The 17,954-nt window shown below is 46.7% G+C and carries 16 protein-coding genes; 10 read left to right on the top strand and 6 right to left on the bottom strand.

What is annotated here, in order from left to right:
* Positions 1-18: 18 nt before the first annotated feature.
* The 9 genes from H608_RS23350 (at position 19) to H608_RS0102660 (ending at position 8,270) form a co-directional block, all read left to right on the top strand.
* Positions 19-756 (top strand): GLPGLI family protein, encoded by a 738-nt coding sequence (locus H608_RS23350; RefSeq protein WP_051267963.1) that lies wholly within the window; start codon positions 19-21, stop codon positions 754-756.
* A 196-nt stretch (positions 757-952) separates the two neighbouring features.
* Positions 953-1,402 carry an SRPBCC family protein gene (locus tag H608_RS0102700; RefSeq protein WP_028786324.1) on the top strand — a complete coding sequence of 150 codons (450 nt, stop codon included), beginning with the start codon at positions 953-955 and terminating at the stop codon, positions 1,400-1,402.
* 234 nt (positions 1,403-1,636) lie between these two features.
* The gene (locus tag H608_RS0102690) at positions 1,637-2,425 is read left to right on the top strand and encodes a hypothetical protein (RefSeq protein WP_028786323.1); all 789 of its coding nucleotides are present in this window, start codon (positions 1,637-1,639) and stop codon (positions 2,423-2,425) included.
* A 163-nt stretch (positions 2,426-2,588) separates the two neighbouring features.
* Complete coding sequence (locus tag H608_RS0102685) at positions 2,589-3,644, top strand: sensor histidine kinase (RefSeq protein ID WP_051267961.1); 1,056 nt, start codon at positions 2,589-2,591, stop codon at positions 3,642-3,644.
* 6 nt (positions 3,645-3,650) lie between these two features.
* Positions 3,651-4,403 (top strand): LytR/AlgR family response regulator transcription factor, encoded by a 753-nt coding sequence (locus H608_RS0102680; protein ID WP_028786321.1) that lies wholly within the window; start codon positions 3,651-3,653, stop codon positions 4,401-4,403.
* Between the two features lie 207 nt (positions 4,404-4,610).
* Positions 4,611-5,210, top strand: coding sequence for a YceI family protein (locus H608_RS21005; protein WP_051267959.1), 600 nt, complete (start codon positions 4,611-4,613; stop codon positions 5,208-5,210).
* Between the two features lie 44 nt (positions 5,211-5,254).
* Positions 5,255-6,229: a carboxypeptidase-like regulatory domain-containing protein gene (locus H608_RS0102670; protein WP_028786320.1), complete on the top strand. Its 975-nt coding sequence runs from the start codon at positions 5,255-5,257 to the stop codon at positions 6,227-6,229.
* A 197-nt stretch (positions 6,230-6,426) separates the two neighbouring features.
* The gene (locus tag H608_RS0102665; protein WP_028786319.1) at positions 6,427-6,849 is read left to right on the top strand and encodes a hypothetical protein; all 423 of its coding nucleotides are present in this window, start codon (positions 6,427-6,429) and stop codon (positions 6,847-6,849) included.
* An 80-nt stretch (positions 6,850-6,929) separates the two neighbouring features.
* Positions 6,930-8,270 carry a hypothetical protein gene (locus H608_RS0102660; RefSeq protein WP_028786318.1) on the top strand — a complete coding sequence of 447 codons (1,341 nt, stop codon included), beginning with the start codon at positions 6,930-6,932 and terminating at the stop codon, positions 8,268-8,270.
* A 103-nt stretch (positions 8,271-8,373) separates the two neighbouring features.
* On the opposite strand, the gene H608_RS0102655 is transcribed toward H608_RS0102660, so the two are convergent.
* The 5 genes from H608_RS0102655 to H608_RS0102635 all read right to left on the bottom strand — a co-directional run bounded on the left by H608_RS0102655 (position 8,374) and on the right by H608_RS0102635 (position 16,503).
* On the bottom strand, positions 8,374-11,514 hold the full coding sequence (locus tag H608_RS0102655) for a M1 family aminopeptidase (protein ID WP_028786317.1): 3,141 nt from the start codon (positions 11,512-11,514) through the stop codon (positions 8,374-8,376).
* Between the two features lie 9 nt (positions 11,515-11,523).
* Complete coding sequence (locus H608_RS0102650) at positions 11,524-12,390, bottom strand: ABC transporter ATP-binding protein (RefSeq protein WP_028786316.1); 867 nt, start codon at positions 12,388-12,390, stop codon at positions 11,524-11,526.
* A 75-nt stretch (positions 12,391-12,465) separates the two neighbouring features.
* A complete protein-coding gene (locus H608_RS0102645; RefSeq protein ID WP_028786315.1) occupies positions 12,466-12,672 on the bottom strand; it encodes a helix-turn-helix domain-containing protein in 207 nt (68 codons plus the stop codon).
* Position 12,673: 1 nt separating this feature from the next.
* Positions 12,674-13,189, bottom strand: a complete 516-nt coding sequence (locus H608_RS0102640) for a hypothetical protein (RefSeq protein WP_028786314.1) — start codon at positions 13,187-13,189, stop codon at positions 12,674-12,676.
* Positions 13,190-13,806: 617 nt separating this feature from the next.
* A complete protein-coding gene (locus H608_RS0102635) occupies positions 13,807-16,503 on the bottom strand; it encodes an Ig-like domain-containing protein (protein ID WP_028786313.1) in 2,697 nt (898 codons plus the stop codon).
* A gap of 371 nt (positions 16,504-16,874) precedes the next feature.
* Here H608_RS0102635 and H608_RS0102630 point away from each other — a divergent pair, with 371 nt between their 5' ends.
* Positions 16,875-17,327, top strand: coding sequence for a hypothetical protein (locus H608_RS0102630; RefSeq protein ID WP_155990021.1), 453 nt, complete (start codon positions 16,875-16,877; stop codon positions 17,325-17,327).
* Positions 17,328-17,475: 148 nt separating this feature from the next.
* On the opposite strand, the gene H608_RS0102625 is transcribed toward H608_RS0102630, so the two are convergent.
* Positions 17,476-17,877 carry a DoxX family protein gene (locus tag H608_RS0102625; protein ID WP_051267957.1) on the bottom strand — a complete coding sequence of 134 codons (402 nt, stop codon included), beginning with the start codon at positions 17,875-17,877 and terminating at the stop codon, positions 17,476-17,478.
* Positions 17,878-17,954 lie beyond the last annotated feature (77 nt).

Below are 17,954 nucleotides of genomic sequence, written 5' to 3'. Positions count from 1 at the left end.
GCTAAAAAAGACATTAGTATGAAAAAGATATTCTCAATAGCATTGATATTGGTTGCGTTTTCTGCAAGCGCACAAACCACCTTCCTCAACCAGGTAAGTGTTGAATTTGAAAAACGGGTAGCGGTATGGCCGTTGCTCAAAGAAATTCAACCCGAATGGTTTGAACGCTCGAAAGACAATCGTCCACAGGAAGTATTTTCCTATTTCAATTTTACGGGAGATGCCAGTCATTCCCTGTACAAACAAACCAAGGCCGCCGTGGTGGCGCGTGGTAAATGGTTTGAGCCGTTTGCCGACAACAACGTGGTATATAACAACTATACCACCGGTACCACCACTGCACAAAAACCGATCTACGAACAAACTTATCTCGTGGAGGACAGCCTGCTCAAGATCAAATGGAAGATCACGCCCGATACACGTACGATTGCGGGTTTCGAGTGCCGCAAAGCAGTAGGTATTCTTTATGATACAATCGCCGTATTTGCTTTTTATGCAGAAGAAATTCCGGTGAGCGGTGGCCCCGAAGGCATAACCGGTTTACCCGGAATGATATTGGGCATGGGCATTCCCCGCCTGCATACGACCTGGTTTGCCACGCGCGTGCAATTGCTCAATGAGGCAGGCATGAAGGTGGTGATACCGGCTACCAAAGGGAAAAAGGTAGATCGCACCGGCATGATGACGGCTTTGGAAAAAGCGTTGAAAGACTGGGATCAATATGGTAAAAAGATGATGCTGGCCTGGCTGATTTGAGTTTAAGTTATAAGTATTAAGTAGTAAGTATTAAGTAGTAAGTCAATGCTGCCTATTCACTATTCACCATTCACTATTCACGATTGACGATTGACGATTGACCATTCACGCCGCATCCGGCCCCTTAGAATGTCGTGAGCGGCCATCTTCCGGATCAAAACGTCTGACCATCTTTGTGTAAACAAAAACACATTTTATGTCAGACAACACAGTTTCCCTGCACAGAGTGCTCAAGACTTCGCCGGAAAAAGTATTCCGCGCCTTTACCGATCCTGTTGCCATCGCTTCCTGGCTTCCACCCTACGGCTTCCTTTGTACCGTACAGCAAATGGAGGCGAAAAAAGGCGGTACGTTCAAAATGTCTTTCCACAACTTCACTACCGGCAATGGCCATTCTTTCGGCGGCACTTATATCGAATTCCAGGCCAATGAATTCCTGCAATACACCGATAAGTTCGACGACCCTGCCCTGCCCGGAGAAATGACCACTTCGGTTTGGTTAAAGAAAAGTGTTGCGGGAACAGAGATCAAAATAAAACAGGAAAACATTCCCGCTATGATCCCTGCAGACATGTGCTATCTCGGCTGGCAGGAGTCACTGGAAAAACTGGCAAAACTCGTAGAGCCCGAAATACCTGATGCCTGATATTCATTTGAAAATTTGATCAGGTGCGTCATGCGACATATCCTCTTCCGGCAAAGCTCTTCTTCCAGGAGAGCTTTGCTCTTTCGTCGACACTTCCGGTTGTCCGGCTACAAAATTTGACACCCATCGCTTTGTTTTGAACCGGCAGTCCGGGTAGAATATTTTCGCGCTTCATTCATTTTTTGATATATGCGCACAAGTAATTTATTCTCCTGCACAACAAAAGTGTCAGGCATGCTGTTAGCAGCCGCTTTAATGGTAAGCTGCACAAAGAGTTCGGAAAAGAAAGACGGCCCGGATGTTTCGAAAACGTTTATTCCTGCCCAGAATAAAAAATTCGTCTACGATATTCAGACCGATGGCAGCACGGGCACCGCTACCCAATGGATCTCCGGTCAAAAAGACTCTTCCGGCATCAAAGTTTATAACCTCCATTCCGAGATCGAAAGTTCTGGTACTACCATGCCGCTCGACAACAAGATTTTTACCCTCAATGGAAAAACCTACAATGAGATCAAAGTTCCCGAAGCCTGGAATTATGTGATTACATTACTCAACAACATGCCCAATACTACCGTTACCAAAGCAGAACTGTTCGGTTTTCCCGCTTACATGACGATGGAAAATGTGATCAAAAACGGAAGTGTGTTATCACTGGACGGCCCGCTGCAACAAGGCCAGCGCATTGATTACATCAGCAATGGTGATCAATGTTCTATGGTGCAGAACATTATGCTGGAATCAGGCACTTCCGTGGTAGAAACGATCCAGGTGCCCGCAGGCAGTTTTGTTTGCAACAAATTCAGCTACGCTTACTACAATGAAATAACGAGCACAACAAGATATGGAACCCTGGTAGGCAACGGTGAAGAGCAGATCGACGTATGGGTAGCCCATGGTATCGGCATTGTGAAGCAGCAGTCTTCAGCCCGGCTGGTTACAATGGTGCCCTTACCAACGGGTGAAGTAAGAGAAGTCGTTTCCCTGACCAACTCATCTACCACCTTGAAAGATATTCAATAAGGCTCTACGAACAGGAATAGCAGGTTTGATGGTAGACAAGGCAGGATTTATTCCTGCCTTTTTGTTTACCCGGTCCGTATGTCGACAAAATATCCCGTTCGTCTACGTTCGCTTCCACTTTCTGCGATTAGCAGCTAATTTTGAGCCGGTAAAAAAAACTGACGTGATCAGCAGATACCCGGTATTAAAACATCTTTACTTCTGGCTGGCGGCATTTGTGCTCCTGACCTATATCTACGGAACGGCTTACGAAAATTTCGAGCTGGGCGTAAAGGTTATCCTTATGCTTTTGCCGGTGCACCTGCTTTATTTTTACCTGGTAGATTATATCGTTGTGCGGCATTTCTACATAAAAGGACAATACCTGAAAGCCTTCCTGGTGGCACTGGCCATCATGCTTTTCATCGCATTGCTTTACCGTGTTGTTGAAATTTTCATCACAGATCCCTATATCTACCGGTTTTACAAGGCACGCAACGCCAACTTTACCTGGGCCAGCCGTCAGCGAAGCGCGGAAGCGCAATTGTCCGATCCCATCCTCTTCGTTACCGCCATCGAGCGAAGCAATGCCGTTGTATGGATCGGTATTACCCTGCGCCTGTTTACCCTTTCTCATGAAAGAAAACAATCCGCATTGCAGGCAGAACTGAGTTCGCTGAAGGCGCAACTACACCCGCATTTCCTGTTTAATTCCCTGAACAATATCTATTCACTTTCTTTGGAAAAATCGGAAAAAACACCGGAGGTCGTGCTGGGTATTTCCAATATTCTCCGGTACTCATTGTACGAGTGTACAGCGCAACAGGTTTCCCTGAAAAGAGACATCGAAATATTGCAGGACTATATCAAACTGGAGAAGATCCGGTATGAAGAAAGACTTGAGCTCAATCTGTTTATCGCAGATAATACACAAACCCTGCAGATAGCGCCCCTGCTGATGCTGCCCCTGGTCGAAAATGCCTTCAAACATGGAACAGCCGGGACCATCGATACGCCCTGGATCAATATTCAGTTGCGTATACAAGGCAATCATCTTACTTTGAATATCAGCAACAGCAAACCCGAAACAACTGACACCGCTAACAGTACCGCTGGAAAAATAGGTATTGAAAATGTGCGAAAGCGATTGCAACTGTTGTATCCGGGCAGGTATTCGCTGGATTTTTTTGATGAAGAAGATTGTTTCATCACCGTACTCAATATTGACCTGACCAATTGACCGTTTATGACATCACTCAGAACACTGATAATAGATGATGAGCCGCATGCCATTGAGGTGATAAAGAAATATGCGGCGCAGATACCGGAGATTCAATTGCAAGGCACGTATGCCAATGCGGTAACAGCCTTCCAGGAGTTGCGTAAAAATGAAACCGACCTCATATTCCTCGACATCAATATGCCCGGGTTATCAGGTACTGAATTGGTAAGAAGCCTGCAAAATCCGCCGCTCGTTATTTTTACCACGGCCCACCAGGAACATGCAGTCGAAGGATTTGAGCTGAATGCAGTAGACTACCTGCTGAAACCTATCTCCTTTGATCGTTTCTTACGTGCAGTCGACAAAGTAATGAACCTCCATAAACTGCAGTCGATCACGCAGCCTGTCACCTCACCTGCAACAACCGCAACGGCTCAGCCCTTCTACCTTTATGTGCGTATCGACCGCCAGTTGATAAAATTGGACACAGAAGAAATTTGCTGGATTGAAAGTGACAAAGACTACATTAAAATCTTCACGCCGACGCAAACCTACATGACCAAGCAAAAGATCAGTGCCATGGAAAACCTGCTGCCCATCCAGGCTTTTCTCCGCGTGCATCGTTCCTTTATCGTTCCGCTCAACAAGGTAACAGGATATAATCCCAATTACCTGATGGTGAACAATACCAAAATCCCGATCGGAAGAAATTATAAACAGATCTGTCTCGACAAATTCAATCCCGGCAATCAAAGTGCACCGGTGTTTATAGATTAAGGCAATTCTGTATCGCATTCAGCAACGCCAAACGGTTTACAACGACCAAAGTCCGCATTCATCGATCCTATTTGTACAACTACGCAAATAGCGCCAATCTTGCAGCGTAATTCAACTACTGAACTTATCAGCTAACAATTTACCGGCGTTCCAAACGTCTGCCGTAAAGTGCAGCAGGCATTGCTATGCCGGTCAAACAAACTAAAAATGAAGTACCAGATTTCCTGCGCACTTATCGCGATAGCTGTACTGGCATCCTGCGCACAAAAGAAAGCCACTCCGTCAGCCACATTCAAGGTGGATGAAAAACGCTCTTCCATTGAGTGGAAAGGAAGCGCTCCCACTCACGCTCACACGGGCGGATTTAAAGTATCCGGCACACTGCAAACGGACGCGACCGGTAAAATAGCCGGCGGCGATTTTACGATTCCCATCAGCAGCATCAGCAATTCCGATCTCAAAGAAGATGGTCCGCGGATGCAATTGTTAAACCACTTAAAGAGTGCCGACTTCTTCAATATCGCTGTTTTCCCTGAGGCTAAATTTCACATCACCAAAGTAGATATGCAGGACAATGCTTCTTCCTCCGCTACGATCACCGGCGACTTTACATTGATTGGAAAAACGATCAGCATGCAGCTTCCCGCCGTGATAGAAATGGGAACAGATGAAATATCGGCGCAGAGCACCTTTAAACTGGATCGCCTGAAATGGGGCATGAAGAGCTTCAATGATCCGGAACAAAACATGTATATCCTTCCGGATATCGATATTAGCCTCAAACTGTTCTTCATCCGGACAAACTGATAACCAGCCACCATTTATTATACAATCATTAAACAAGCATTAAAATGAAATTTCTCTATCTCCTGCTGGTTCCTTTTATGGCCATAACAGGTTGTTCCAAAAACTCCAATTCCGGCAACGGCTCCTGGGGAGATCAGCCCGATTTGCCCGTGATTGACGGCGAAGCACGCTTCAATATTTCAGGTACGCAGTATTATGCCAATGTGATGGGTAATGCCATTCCTGAAATGCCGAATTACCCTTCGCTGCCGGTGAAAGCCGGAGTGGCGCGTGGTTATGTGGCCGACTTAACCGGCAGACCGATAAAAGGTGCACACATAGGTGTATCATCATCGATGACCGGCGGTTTTTACTCCAGCGGAAGCGCGCTGACCGACGATAATGGATATTATGAATTTACGATTCCTGCCGGCGCTGCCTATTTCTTCGGTACGGCAGTTACACTCAACTATAATGAAACACCCGCCGTGTTTGCTTTGTATCCTGTTGGCGGCACCAGTTCTTTTCCTTCCGGACAAGGAGTAGTGAAAAACTTTGCCCTGCTTTCCTACGGTCTGGGTAATCCTGATGAGTTGGGCCAGCAGCCAAATAATGAGAGCAATTACTTCGGCGGCGCTTTGTCTTTCAATTTCAACATCAACTATGCCGGCGAAAACTATGAAGGTTATCTGCCTTACAATGGCGTAATTGAGATAGAACTGATTCCCATTGGCACCGGTATGTATGGCGAAACAAGATCATTCAAGGTTACCAGGCAGATCGGCGACTATGCCAATTTTGCGATCCATAATATTCCGATCGGTAAGTATACCATTAATGCAAAAATGAGTGACGGCCGTCCGTTAAAAATGCGCGCCACCGGCACCGTGGCCAACGTATATGAAAACCTTGGTATCAAGTCTGTCAATACACCCGGCACCGGTATTGTGACATTCACACCGAATTACCAGTACACCCCTGTGATGGTTCCCTCTTTCAAAAGCAACTGGGATGCTTTGGAGATCGGCTTAAGACTTTAGTGTTGGTGTATTTGTTTTGTCAGGCCTGCGTTATACGCAGGCTTTTTGTTTTGGCCCTATCCCCTGAAAACATGATTTTATCCATCCGGCTTACATCACGGTTTCGGACTATTTCTCGGTGATTGTTTCATCCCAATTTTGACGGAGGCTGACTAAACCATTTCACTAAAAAATTACCAGAGAAGCGATTCCCGGTTATGGCAAAATCCGCGCGGGACACTGAAGTAGAACGGGCGAAAAAAGGACTGGCAATCCTGAAAGAGCAGATGAAGGATAAATACAATGAATACGTATACCTCAGTTATAACACGCAACTCAGCATAGTGGATTTGTACAACATCGATGAAAGAAGTAAAGTCTCCGACTGGCTGAAGACCAGTCAGACACAGGAAAAAAATGGTTACACCTCCGTTTGTTATCCACTGATGCGCTTAAAGAAAGGAGTAAAAGAAGCCTGCAACACTTCCGGGCCGCAATGGATTGTCTTCAGCATCGATGTACCTATTGACCTGAAATACGGCGGATTCATCCACCTGATGGACAGCTTTGTCAGCCGTTACAATTACGATTACATCTATCAGTATATTTTCGGAGATAAAAAAACCAACGGAGGACTATAAGGCGTTGAAGTAAACAATACCAAATTCCCCCTTTCAGGGGAGCGTCATGCCGGCAGCGACCAGTAGTTTTAAAATAAAAAATGAAAGCGCTCCTGGCATTGACTTTTCTCTGCTCCTGCACCTTACAGGGCACGGCTCAGCAAGAAGACTATGACATTGCATCCTTTATCCCTCCGAAATCATGGAAAAAACAAATCGCTGGCAATAACATCTATTATTCACATATAGATAATAAAACGCAGAGCTGGTGCATGATCGGCGTATACAAAAGCACGACGAGTACCGGAACCGTGGATGCTGACTTCAACAGCGAGTGGGAACTGCTGATCGCCAAAGAATACCAGGTAACCGCTGGTCCGCAAAAAGAAATTCCCACACAAAGCCGGGGCTGGAGCTTTCTTTCGGCCGGCGGTAAAGCGATCTTTAACGGAACAGATATGACTGTTGTATTGAAAGTAGCCAGTGGTTATAACACCTGTATGAGTTTTGTCGTAAAAACAAACAATGTCAGTCAATACCTGAAAACCATCGAGGCTTTCGACAATAGTATTACGCTAAAACAACCTGACGCTTCAATTAATACTACTCCAGCGGTTACGACGGGCAATTTCAAATTTCTGAGTACGAATTGGAACGATCAATGGATCACTTATGCACGCGAAAGCTGGGCGGAAGTAGTCAAAAGCAACCTGAAAGTACTGGTACACTATCCTAACAAAAATGCAGACGCTTATCATTCAGTGCTGAGAGACGGCCTCATCAACGCGTGGAATATTCTGGTGGCTCCCCGTTACTCCAATATCCGGAACATGGAAATAAAACCCATACAAAGTTTTGAATCCATTGCGTTTTGCGAAGCAGATGCCACTGAAAAAGCTACCGGCAAGCAAGTACACGTGGTGTTATTCAAGAAGCATTACTCCAATGGAAATGGACGGTATCTTGAATTTATCACCAACGGAAAAGCAGCTTACGAACAGGAATTCGGAGCCTACCACAACGATGAATTCGGCTGGGATAAACCTGCCAGCATGCAATACCGCAATAAATTCGCGGTAGCGGCTGGCGACCTGGCGGGTAAATGGAACGCCAGCGATTATGCGTCGCTTACCTATTATTATGTGAACAGCGGTGGCTTCGCGGGGGCGACGGCTACATCAATCTCACATGAATTCATCTTTATGGGTAATGGCAGCTACCAAAGCGACCAGGCCGGCGCATCGGGCGTTGTAGGCAATCAAAAATTCTCCCGCCAGGTATACAAAGGGAAATTCACCGTCAACAACTGGAACATGCAACTAACCAATCGCTTCCAGGGGCAAACGGAGAAATTCGATTGTTATTTTGAAGCAGTAAAAGGCGGACGCATATTGATCATGACGGATAATACCGGTACGGTTTATTCACTGGTGAAGCTGTGAAGATCCTCAATTAATTTTAAGCACTCCCCCCAAGCTTACCGAAACACAAACAGCCATGGTTCGTGTATACACGAACCATGGCTTAGTCGTTCACCATTCACCACTATCTCTCCATCATCAGCTTCCTGATCTCCGCATGATGTTCCTCCCTACTCACTGCCAGCAACTCATCAATCAGATCGGTGGAAACCGGCCGCTGCAACGGATAACGATGCTTCGCCAATAAATTCCGCAATGCAAGGTTCACCTTTTCTTCACCGATCATCTCTGCTATCCTTACCATCACTATTGCACCCTTGGAATATGCTATATGCGTATTGTTGCCCGTTACCTTATACAGTGGTTCTTCTGCCGAAAAACCTTTTTGTTCATCATATAACTGCTGATGAACTGCCAACCGCTCACGCATTCGTTTTTCGCCATACATCCTGCGATACAACATCATCTCGGTATACATGGCCAGTGTTTCCGTCAGCATCACCGACCCTTGCCTTTCATCCCCGCTAAGCTGGCTGTTACCCCACCACAAATGCGATAACTCATGACCGGCCAGTTCATTGATCACATCCTGCTCACGGTTAATTCCGAGGTCTGCATGAAACACCATATTCTCCGTCATGAATATTATACCGGGATAAGCCGTGGCGGCAAAGCCACGGGTAAAAGATGACACTTCTGCAAACCGTATCGAGCGGAACGGATAAGGTCCGAAATTCGCTTCGCAATAATCCATTGTCTGTTTGATGTTGTCGACCAGGTGATCTACATTTTCCTCGTGCAAAGGATGGTACAATACCATTATTTCTGTTCCTTTATAATTAGTCTTCCGTTGCGTATAAGCAGCCGAAGCTACCGCAAACCGGAACGGCACCGGTTGTGCCGGAGAAAACTCCGCATAGGTTCTGCTGCCCTCATCCCATTGTTTTACCAGATCACCAGTCCCCAGTGGCGTTTGTCCTTTTTCCGTCGACACGGTCATTTTCAACTGAACAAAATCCCAGTTGTTATCACGCGGATCTTCCGGTGTCTTCAAAGCTGTAGCGGCTCCCAAACCATAGCCACGTCTTATCCGCTCTTCACTGATCTCCCGCTCCTGCTGATAACCGATGGCAGGATAATACCGGCTGATGCGCATAAATGAACCATTTTCCACTATGGCATTAAATGATTGATGCCCATTGACCGCATGCCATTTATACGAAAAAGCAAAACTCATTTGCAACGAATCACCCGGTTGCATCGGGTGCCCAAGCGTGATTTCTTTTACCGTTGTATCAATCGATTGACCATCCAGTATCGCCTGCTGAATGACAAATCCCTCCGTAAAGTTGATCAGCACCTTCGTGATCGTGTCGGACGTCAGATTGCGCAAAACATAATATCCATCAACAGTATAAGCTTGTTGCGATGGATAGAGATCGATCTTCGTAACCACATCGGTAACGGCAGGTTGCGGCATTCGCTGGTAATGACGGTAATGCTGTTCGTAAGCCGCATTGCTGTCCTGCTGCTTTGCTGATGAACGCGGAACATATCCGGTCATAAATTGCATACCGGAAAATACCGCCATCACAATACAAACAACAGTCATTGCCATACCCGCTAACGAAATGCGCCGGCGACGGATCGCAAAGGTCAGTATCCAGAGCAAGCCGGTTAATGCAGCGCCCGCTAACCACCGCTGGACAAAAGGCCGCAGATAAGCACCGTAACCACAGAAGTCGCTGTAAGTGCCCTTGAATCCTGAAAAGAACCGCAGCAACGGATAAGATAATAGCTTAGCGGAAAAAGGGCCGGCCAGCAAAAAGGCCAGTATAAGCGTTACCCCCAAACCGATAAAAGGTTTTGTAAACAGGCTGTTGATCCACACCAGAAAACCTGTCAGCAGCATCAGCGGAAGCGTGTTGAAGACCAGTAATCCTGCGTATGCAGCCCAATCAATCCGCGGATAAGCGTAGACAAATTGAAACAATAACCCCAGCAAAAGCAGCAACACGGTATAGATACTGACTAATGCGCTCACACTGATCCAATGCCCGAAGTATTTTGCGGAGGACAGCACACTCGTCCGCTCCAGCATCTGAAACCGTGACGTGTAACTTTTCCAATAAAGGTCATACACAAAATAAACCACGAGCAGTACTGCCGGCAGATAGAAATTCTCAGAAATGGAGGTAGCCATCAATCCCGAATCCGCGTATTTTCCGGGCAGGCGGATCCCTTTTTCGATGTCGGCATACATTTCCATTCCACATAAAAACAACAGCACAATCGCCGACAACACAAATGATATACTCCGCAGTGTTATTTTCAGGTCTAATCCCACGTATGACCGGAGACTTTTCAGCCACCTGGCTTTTCCTGTATTGACAACAACAGGAAAATAAGCTGATGCTGTTTCCGATTTAGCAAGCGCCTTTGGTTCCCGCGTTTTTTTTATTTTTTTATGAATGGAAAATGAGCGAGCGCCCAGCCACACGAACAATAAAGAAAGAAGTACCGCAATCATTCTGTTCAGTAACCAATAGCCTGACAGCGGCACCATCAGTGTGTTTCGTTGCTGTACGCTGAAGTTGCGCGTTTCCAGGAAATAGGCTGAAACGCCAAACGGATCGATGACAGCCGACACCTGTTGCGCTTCTACCGACTGCGGCGCGCTTTGTGCCATAAACGGTGAATTGGAAAAAAGCAGGATCACCATATACAACACATACAGCAGCAAACCCATCACGGCCACCAGCATTTTATTCTGTGTGGCCCATCCCGCAAAATAAAGTACACTGCATACCAGCAGGCTGTTGATCACACCAAAAAACAACCAGGGATAAGCGTAATGCAGGAAATGAAAAGCCGTACCGGTATCCCGCATTTGCTGACCGATTACAAAACCGGTTATCATAAACAGAAACCCTGACAAGGTCAGTAACCACAAAGAAAGAAAGCGACCGGTAGCAAAAGATCGTTTACGTACCGGCGTGGTAAAAATGAGCAGGTTAACACGATTGTCCCATTCGGAAAACAGCATCCGTATAGCGAAGAAAGTAGCGATGAAGATCACCGTCAGGCTTAGTAGTCCCAGCATGAACCCGATGGTATAAGGCGAGTTCAGCTCCACTCCTTCACCGGCAGACATATTGAATTTATTACCGGTGAAGATCCCCATGCACAGCAGCAAAAGCAGTATAACATAACCGGGCAACTGTCGCGCAAACTGCCGGAGATCAAACAAAAGAATTGCTTTCATAAAAAAATTTTAAAGCGACAGCGAATGGAAGTAAACATGTTCGAGTACGGGTTCAGCCGGAGAAAATCCTTCGGGCATATCTTCTGCATACACGGTTATGTGTAAAGATTTTTCGATGAGTTGCTGGCTGATGACCTGGTGAGAAGATTGATAAGCCGGCAGCGCTGTAGTATCGATGGCCCTGGTCCATATTTTCCCTTTCAAAAGAGCCAGCATTTCTGATGGCCGTCCCAATGCCTGCACCCGGCCATTGCGGATAATGGCCATTTGCGAACAAAGATTTCGCACATCTTCCACCAGGTGAGTAGACAGAAGGACCACGATGTTCTCGCTGATCTCACTGAGTAAAAGATTGAACCGGTTACGCTCTTCCGGATCGAGGCCCGCAGTTGGTTCATCGGCAATGATGAGTTGCGGATTACCGAGCAAAGCCTGCGCAACACCGAAACGTTGACGCATGCCCCCGGAAAACGTATGCACTTCTTTATGACGGAAAGCAGCAAGATTCACTTTTTCCAGCAATGACAGAATCTGTTTCTTTCTGACTGCAGCCGGTCCCACTCCTTTCAATACTGCCAGGTGATCGAGTAAATTGTAAGCAGACACTTTTGGGTACACACCAAAATCCTGCGGCAGAAAACCCAGTTGTTTATGCAAGACGCCGGGCCTCGCTACCACATCCTGCTCATTGAAAAGAATGCGGCCTTCGTCGGGCTTTTGCAAGCCCACAATAGTGCGCATAAGCGATGATTTTCCCGCGCCGTTGGGCCCAAGCAATCCGAACATACCGTTGGATATTTCCAGTGAAATGTTGTCGAGCACTTTGACTTCTTTGCGGTAACTCAAAGAAATCTTGTCGATCAAAAGTTTATTCATATATGAAAAGTTTAGGCAATAAGATTCCCTGCGACGTTGCCGCCGCTTTTTTTTAACCGATGTGTTAATCAGTAATTAATCAGGCTGGTATTCGAGGATATCGCCGGGCTGACAGTCCAATATTTTACAAATGGCCTCCAGTGTATCGAAGCGTACGCCCTTTGCTTTACCCGTCTTAAGTATAGAAAGATTGGCGGGTGTAATACCCAGTCTTTCCGCCAACTCCTTGCTTTGCATCTTGCGCCTGGCCAGCATTACATCTATGTTTACAATGATGGGCATGTCAGATAAATAAATCCTTTTCGTTTTGTAATTCCAATCCCTGCCGGAAAATGCCTGCAAGGAAATAGGCAAACAATCCCAGTACGAAATGTACGGCTACCAGCATCCACATCTCATTTTCCACGTTTACAAACATGCGGGCGGTAAAAACCGCAATCAACGGCACAATAAGATTGGTTAAACAAAAAACCACGAGATGCCTGAAATGAGGCTGAGTAAATAATTTTTGTTGAAAAAAAATCCGGAAGACGTTGGCCGACAACCAGAAAAATAAACCATACAACGTAAGGGGTAACAGGAAAGAGAAGATAATATACGGCATGTTGTTGTCGACTACAAGAAGCGGTTGTTGTGTAAAGGGCACGAGGATGTGCAGGTACAGGCCATTGCCATGCTGCTGCGTGCTCCAACCTGTAAGCAGGCAGATAACAGAGTACAACACGGTGAATAAATAGCAAAGCGATGCCGCCATAGCCGCTACATATAAAATCCGGGAAACGATTTTTGTATACCCCATTGCTTTTGATTTTACGATTATTATTCAAAGCTAGAAATTAATTATTGTTTTACAATAATTAATTAAAAAATATTCTCAAATCCGCTTTATCTGCGTTCAGCGCCTCAACTGGTGTTGTAATGGCGGCGTGAGGTATAAGTTAGCGCCCTTGTTGGTCTCCCGACCAACAAGCAAGCGTCAGGTGGCTTTGATAGGTCAGGTCAACTTCGTACATAACTCAAGGATGAGCAGCTCCGTTGGTCTGGAGGCCAACGGTGGCGTGATCTAGGATTGACAGGTTTTAAAATCTTCCGGACAGTTATGTGAGGACGCCAACAACGGCGAAAAGACTTATTGCACTATGCACTTACCAACCTACTACTATGCCTTAAACTTTAACTCTAAACCTTTAACCTTAGCTATCCGCCGTCCGTCCGTTGTAATCCGCTCTCTGTCGACAGGTTGTTTTCAGGCCGGCATCCTATTCTATATTTAGGACGATAAAACGAACGCCCTCATCAGGGGCAACGATGGTTGGTAATTATATAGGCAACATTGCGCCTTGACAGCGGGTGCATGACAGCAACAAGCCGGCATTTTTGCCGGCTTGTGTGTTATTATACCTGAAAGGAAGTTTGTTAGTTATACCTGACCAACAGCGGCATATTCGTTCGGGTACCGGCAGCGTCTGTTACTACCAATGTATATATGCCCGCGGCCAATTGGCCTGGTACACTCACCGGTTGCGTAGCGGAACCTCCGCTATGATTGAGTTTTCCATTGTATACTACCTGTCCGGTAGTGTTGTATAACCGCAGTTCATACACACCCGCATTCATCTGCGAAAAACGTACCCTCAGATTGCCACTGCTCAGCGGATTGGGAAATACCTGTATGCCTGCTTTCGGATTACCGAGACGTATCGATGCGATGTCGCTGTAATTGGATGAACCGTTCAATCGTACTTCACGGATACGATAGTATACTGTGCCGGTGCCAGGATCTGTGTCCAGCCAGTCGTAATGCACACTTGCATGCGGCGCCACTACCCCGGCTTTTACAAATGCACGTCCGTCAGTTGAGCGTTCTACTTCATAGACCGTAGCGCCGGTCTGGTCATAGGTTTCCCATTGCACCAGCACATTTCCGCCCAGGTCTGTCAGTTCTATACTTCCCGCACGTACGGGCAATACAGCGAATTGAGAGGAAGTAACAGCGGCGCAGGTTCCGCTTTGTACTACTGCGCGGTATTGCTGCGTGGGTCCGAGTTTGCTTACGATCAACTGAGAACTGGTGTTGGCAATATCATTAATAACGGAAATAAAATTGTCTGTTGAAGACTGCCATTTCACCACTTCACCGGTCTGGCTGCTGATCGTGAGCACCGCTGTGGTAGGATCGGATCCTGTGGTACGGTTGATCATACCTACCGCACTGGCGGGATGTACAGTGGCCACGACGGGAACACGTAACGCGCAACCGGCAGCTTCTGCGTAATAAGTAGTGGTGGCACTTACGCTGGCGATATTATAGTTGTTGCCCGTAAAAACAGCGGTGCCACCAGTTTCGGCTGTATACCAGGATACGTTGCCGCTGCTTGCGGTGGCTTGCAAAGTCAACGCACCGGCCTGGCAGCGGGTTGCCGGCGTAGTGGAAGAAATACCATTGACTGTAACGGTTGTTGCACCCGAAGTAACACCGGTACATCCCGAGCCATTAGATACAACCAGGCGATAGCCAACAGCACCTGTTTGATTAGTTGGCGGAATATATGCAACACCATTTGCCCCGGGGATGTCTGTATAAGAACCCGAAGCGTTGCTCTGCCATTGATAATTAAGATTGGTGCCACCCGTTACGTTTGAGTTGAGGATAACGGAAGCATTTGAACAAGTGGTGGTGCCACCGGAAATAGTCACTGCACTGGGGTTTGTACCTGCCGCATTGGTGATGATAAATTCTCCGCTGCGGCTATTGTTGCCATTGCCTGTTTCGGCAATCACAGCACGATAACGTCTGCCGGCAACAGCAGCAGTTACACGCAAACGAGAAGTAGTAGCGCCACTGTAATTACCACCATTGGTTACGGTTGTCCATGAAGCACCATTGTTTACCGATTCTTCCCATGTATAACTCAACGTACCGCCACCTGCGGGTGTGCCGATTACTTCCAGGCTGGCGGTGCCGCCGGGGCAAATGTTGCTGACAGAGGTTTCACTGCTGGTAGTAACGTTCGGGGGAAGGTTGATAGCAGCCGCATTGTATCCGATAAAAGCATAATCGCTGTTGCCACTCGGTGTAATGCGCAATGCACGCACTTGTGATGCATTGGAAGCATTGATACCAAAATCGGAAAGGTTCAGCGATACGATGCGGATATCACGGGTGGTGTTGGTGCCGTTGTTCGCCACACTGTATGCATAGGCAGTATTATAAGATACACCGGTGGGCATATTGAAAAGGTCAAGCGTATACGTACCGAGGCGGGGCAAATAAGTCATGTCCTGTGTAAAAGACGTACCAACGGTATTGCCCGACGCATCGAGAAACGTAAATACGTCATTGGAAGAAGCCGGTGAGGCTATTTGCGTAAGAATAATATCGGGTTCTGCATCGGTAGCTCTCGCGCCATCGATATTAAAAATCTGAAAAGTCATGACCGCAGAAGAAGGCAGATTGGTAACGCCGGTACCCAGGTCGAGACCGTTGACACCATCCACCAATGCTTTCTTGATGTTGTAAGAAGAAGCACCAGGCACATAAGCTGTGGTAGCCGATCCGTCTACTTTCGAAGCCAGTGCAATAAATATCGATCCGGAGCCGCTGTTTGTTCCTGCAATAGAAGCCACCGGGAGTGCCTTGAAAACGGCGGAGGTGAACGTGACATTATTGTTGGTGAGGGTTGCATTGTTCACACCGGTAGAATAGGTAACGCCGTTGTGTGTAAATGCAAGCAGGTTGTGGCTGTTATCGGGATTAACGCCGGTGGGAGCAGCGGCCGTTGTTCTCCAGAAACCGTTGAAATCGGTGATGATGCCGGAAGTGGGCACGTAAATGAATCCTGCGAGAGAACCGTTCCCGGAGGGATTGGTTACACGTACCGGGCCCGATGCGACAACGGGTAATACCACGGTGATCCGTGTATCTGAAACGATCGTAAAAGGAACATTGACACTACCTATCGAAACATTGCTGGCAGTAGAAAATCCGGTACCATCAATCGTAATTGTCATACCTGCAGCACCGGACACAGGTGTAAAACTACTAACAGTCGGTTGGGAAATGGCGGCCAGGCTGCAAAGCAGGCTGACGGCGAGCGTCAGAAGGTTTTTCATTGATACTGTCGATTTTGCGCGAAATTATGCGTATCTCAATACAAGCACAATAGAAAAATTTCGAAAAAAGACAGTAGTAACTATTAATATACTTAAGCGACGCAACTACACGTATTTAGCACGGGTTCAGTGGAAAAAATACGCTGATTTTTTTTTGCACGAAAATTATTATGCAGATGACAAGGCCGGTAGACTTGACAATTGTCATGAATATCGATAGAAAAAATACGACGCAGTATTTTCAAAAACCGAATGCCCGTGAAATAACAGGTTTGAAAACGGGGAAAAAACGCTTGACGCGACAGCCGGGCTGCTTTAGGTTTGACAGTGCCTCAAAACCATTAAAACCTTCATCCACCAAACTAACAACCATGGGACGTTTAGTTCGCGTTAAACAACCGGCCAACCAGCTTTTCAAAACAGCTGATCAGCCCCGGGAGCAACAAACTTATCTTGAGCAGGTAATCAAATACATTCCCACTGAAATAGTTGGTGGATATGTAGCGGTGAACAGTCTGCTGGCTTCGTTGCCCGCCGATATGCTTAACAACTGGCTTTGGGGAACCTTCATTCTTTTTGCGCTCGGCACACCTGTATACTTCTGGCTGATGAAAAAGCCCGGCGACGCGATCTGGCAGCAAATGATATTGTCGTTTATTTCTTTTATCATCTGGGCCTATTCTATCACCGGTGCATCGGGTATTTTCGGTACGGCCGGCATTGATATTTATTATAGCCAGATTGCTTCCGCATTACTCATCATATTCTCGATTGCAGCGCCGCTTTTTACGCCCAATTCGCAAGGCTCCGGCGGTAGCAATTAATAAAGGCTGGTTTTGTTTCCCCTGGCCGGGCGGGATGATCCTGCCTGGCTTTTTTTGTAAGTTAACAGCAGTTATAAGTAGTAAGTTTTAAGTAATAAGTTTTAAGTAATAAGTTGTAAGTAAATACTGCTTATTCACCATTGACCATTCACGATTCACGATCATCCGCCGCCAGCAGCAGCAACGCCAAAATCAGCACTACGCTGTACTCACACCCTCCCGTACCATGTTCGCCCACAAACCAGCCCAGCTCCCAATGGATCAGCACGATACCTGTCAATAAAATGATCATAAAGCCGGCGGCCCATACACGCACTCCCCTTCCAATGGCCAACGCTACACTGCCGACAAACTCAAAAAGCGTGATCAGCCAGACAATGGTAACGCCCAACGGTATGCCTTTAGCTTCCATGAAGCCGCCAAACTGCGGGATCGTGCCATTGATGATGCGAAACAAAGCATGAAGAAAGAATACCAGCGCCACTCCTATGCGCAAGAGGGTCATTGCCATGCGGCCGCTGATAAAAGGAAAATGCTGCAGAAATCTCATAAGTAGTTTTTAACGCGGCTAAACTAAGCATCGGGATCGACCCTGTGTTATCGGTCTGTCGTTTATTAAACGTTATT

The organism is Terrimonas ferruginea DSM 30193 (assembly GCF_000425585.1).
In the GTDB taxonomy this organism is placed as follows: domain Bacteria; phylum Bacteroidota; class Bacteroidia; order Chitinophagales; family Chitinophagaceae; genus Terrimonas; species Terrimonas ferruginea.
The sequence above is the reverse complement of the archived record's forward strand: the minus strand, read 5'-3'. Positions and strand labels throughout refer to the sequence as shown.

Coding starts and splice junctions, on each gene's coding strand:
- H608_RS0102665 (WP_028786319.1), top strand. CDS start 6,427: ATGGCAAAATCCGCGCGGGACACTGAAGTAGAACGGGCGAAAAAAGGA.
- H608_RS0102700 (WP_028786324.1), top strand. CDS start 953: ATGTCAGACAACACAGTTTCCCTGCACAGAGTGCTCAAGACTTCGCCG.
- H608_RS0102660 (WP_028786318.1), top strand. CDS start 6,930: ATGAAAGCGCTCCTGGCATTGACTTTTCTCTGCTCCTGCACCTTACAG.
- H608_RS0102635 (WP_028786313.1), bottom strand. CDS start 16,503: ATGAAAAACCTTCTGACGCTCGCCGTCAGCCTGCTTTGCAGCCTGGCC.
- H608_RS0102680 (WP_028786321.1), top strand. CDS start 3,651: ATGACATCACTCAGAACACTGATAATAGATGATGAGCCGCATGCCATT.
- H608_RS21005 (WP_051267959.1), top strand. CDS start 4,611: ATGAAGTACCAGATTTCCTGCGCACTTATCGCGATAGCTGTACTGGCA.
- H608_RS0102630 (WP_155990021.1), top strand. CDS start 16,875: ATGGGACGTTTAGTTCGCGTTAAACAACCGGCCAACCAGCTTTTCAAA.
- H608_RS0102645 (WP_028786315.1), bottom strand. CDS start 12,672: ATGCCCATCATTGTAAACATAGATGTAATGCTGGCCAGGCGCAAGATG.
- H608_RS0102655 (WP_028786317.1), bottom strand. CDS start 11,514: ATGAAAGCAATTCTTTTGTTTGATCTCCGGCAGTTTGCGCGACAGTTG.
- H608_RS0102670 (WP_028786320.1), top strand. CDS start 5,255: ATGAAATTTCTCTATCTCCTGCTGGTTCCTTTTATGGCCATAACAGGT.
- H608_RS0102650 (WP_028786316.1), bottom strand. CDS start 12,390: ATGAATAAACTTTTGATCGACAAGATTTCTTTGAGTTACCGCAAAGAA.
- H608_RS0102625 (WP_051267957.1), bottom strand. CDS start 17,877: ATGAGATTTCTGCAGCATTTTCCTTTTATCAGCGGCCGCATGGCAATG.
- H608_RS23350 (WP_051267963.1), top strand. CDS start 19: ATGAAAAAGATATTCTCAATAGCATTGATATTGGTTGCGTTTTCTGCA.
- H608_RS0102690 (WP_028786323.1), top strand. CDS start 1,637: ATGCTGTTAGCAGCCGCTTTAATGGTAAGCTGCACAAAGAGTTCGGAA.
- H608_RS0102640 (WP_028786314.1), bottom strand. CDS start 13,189: ATGGGGTATACAAAAATCGTTTCCCGGATTTTATATGTAGCGGCTATG.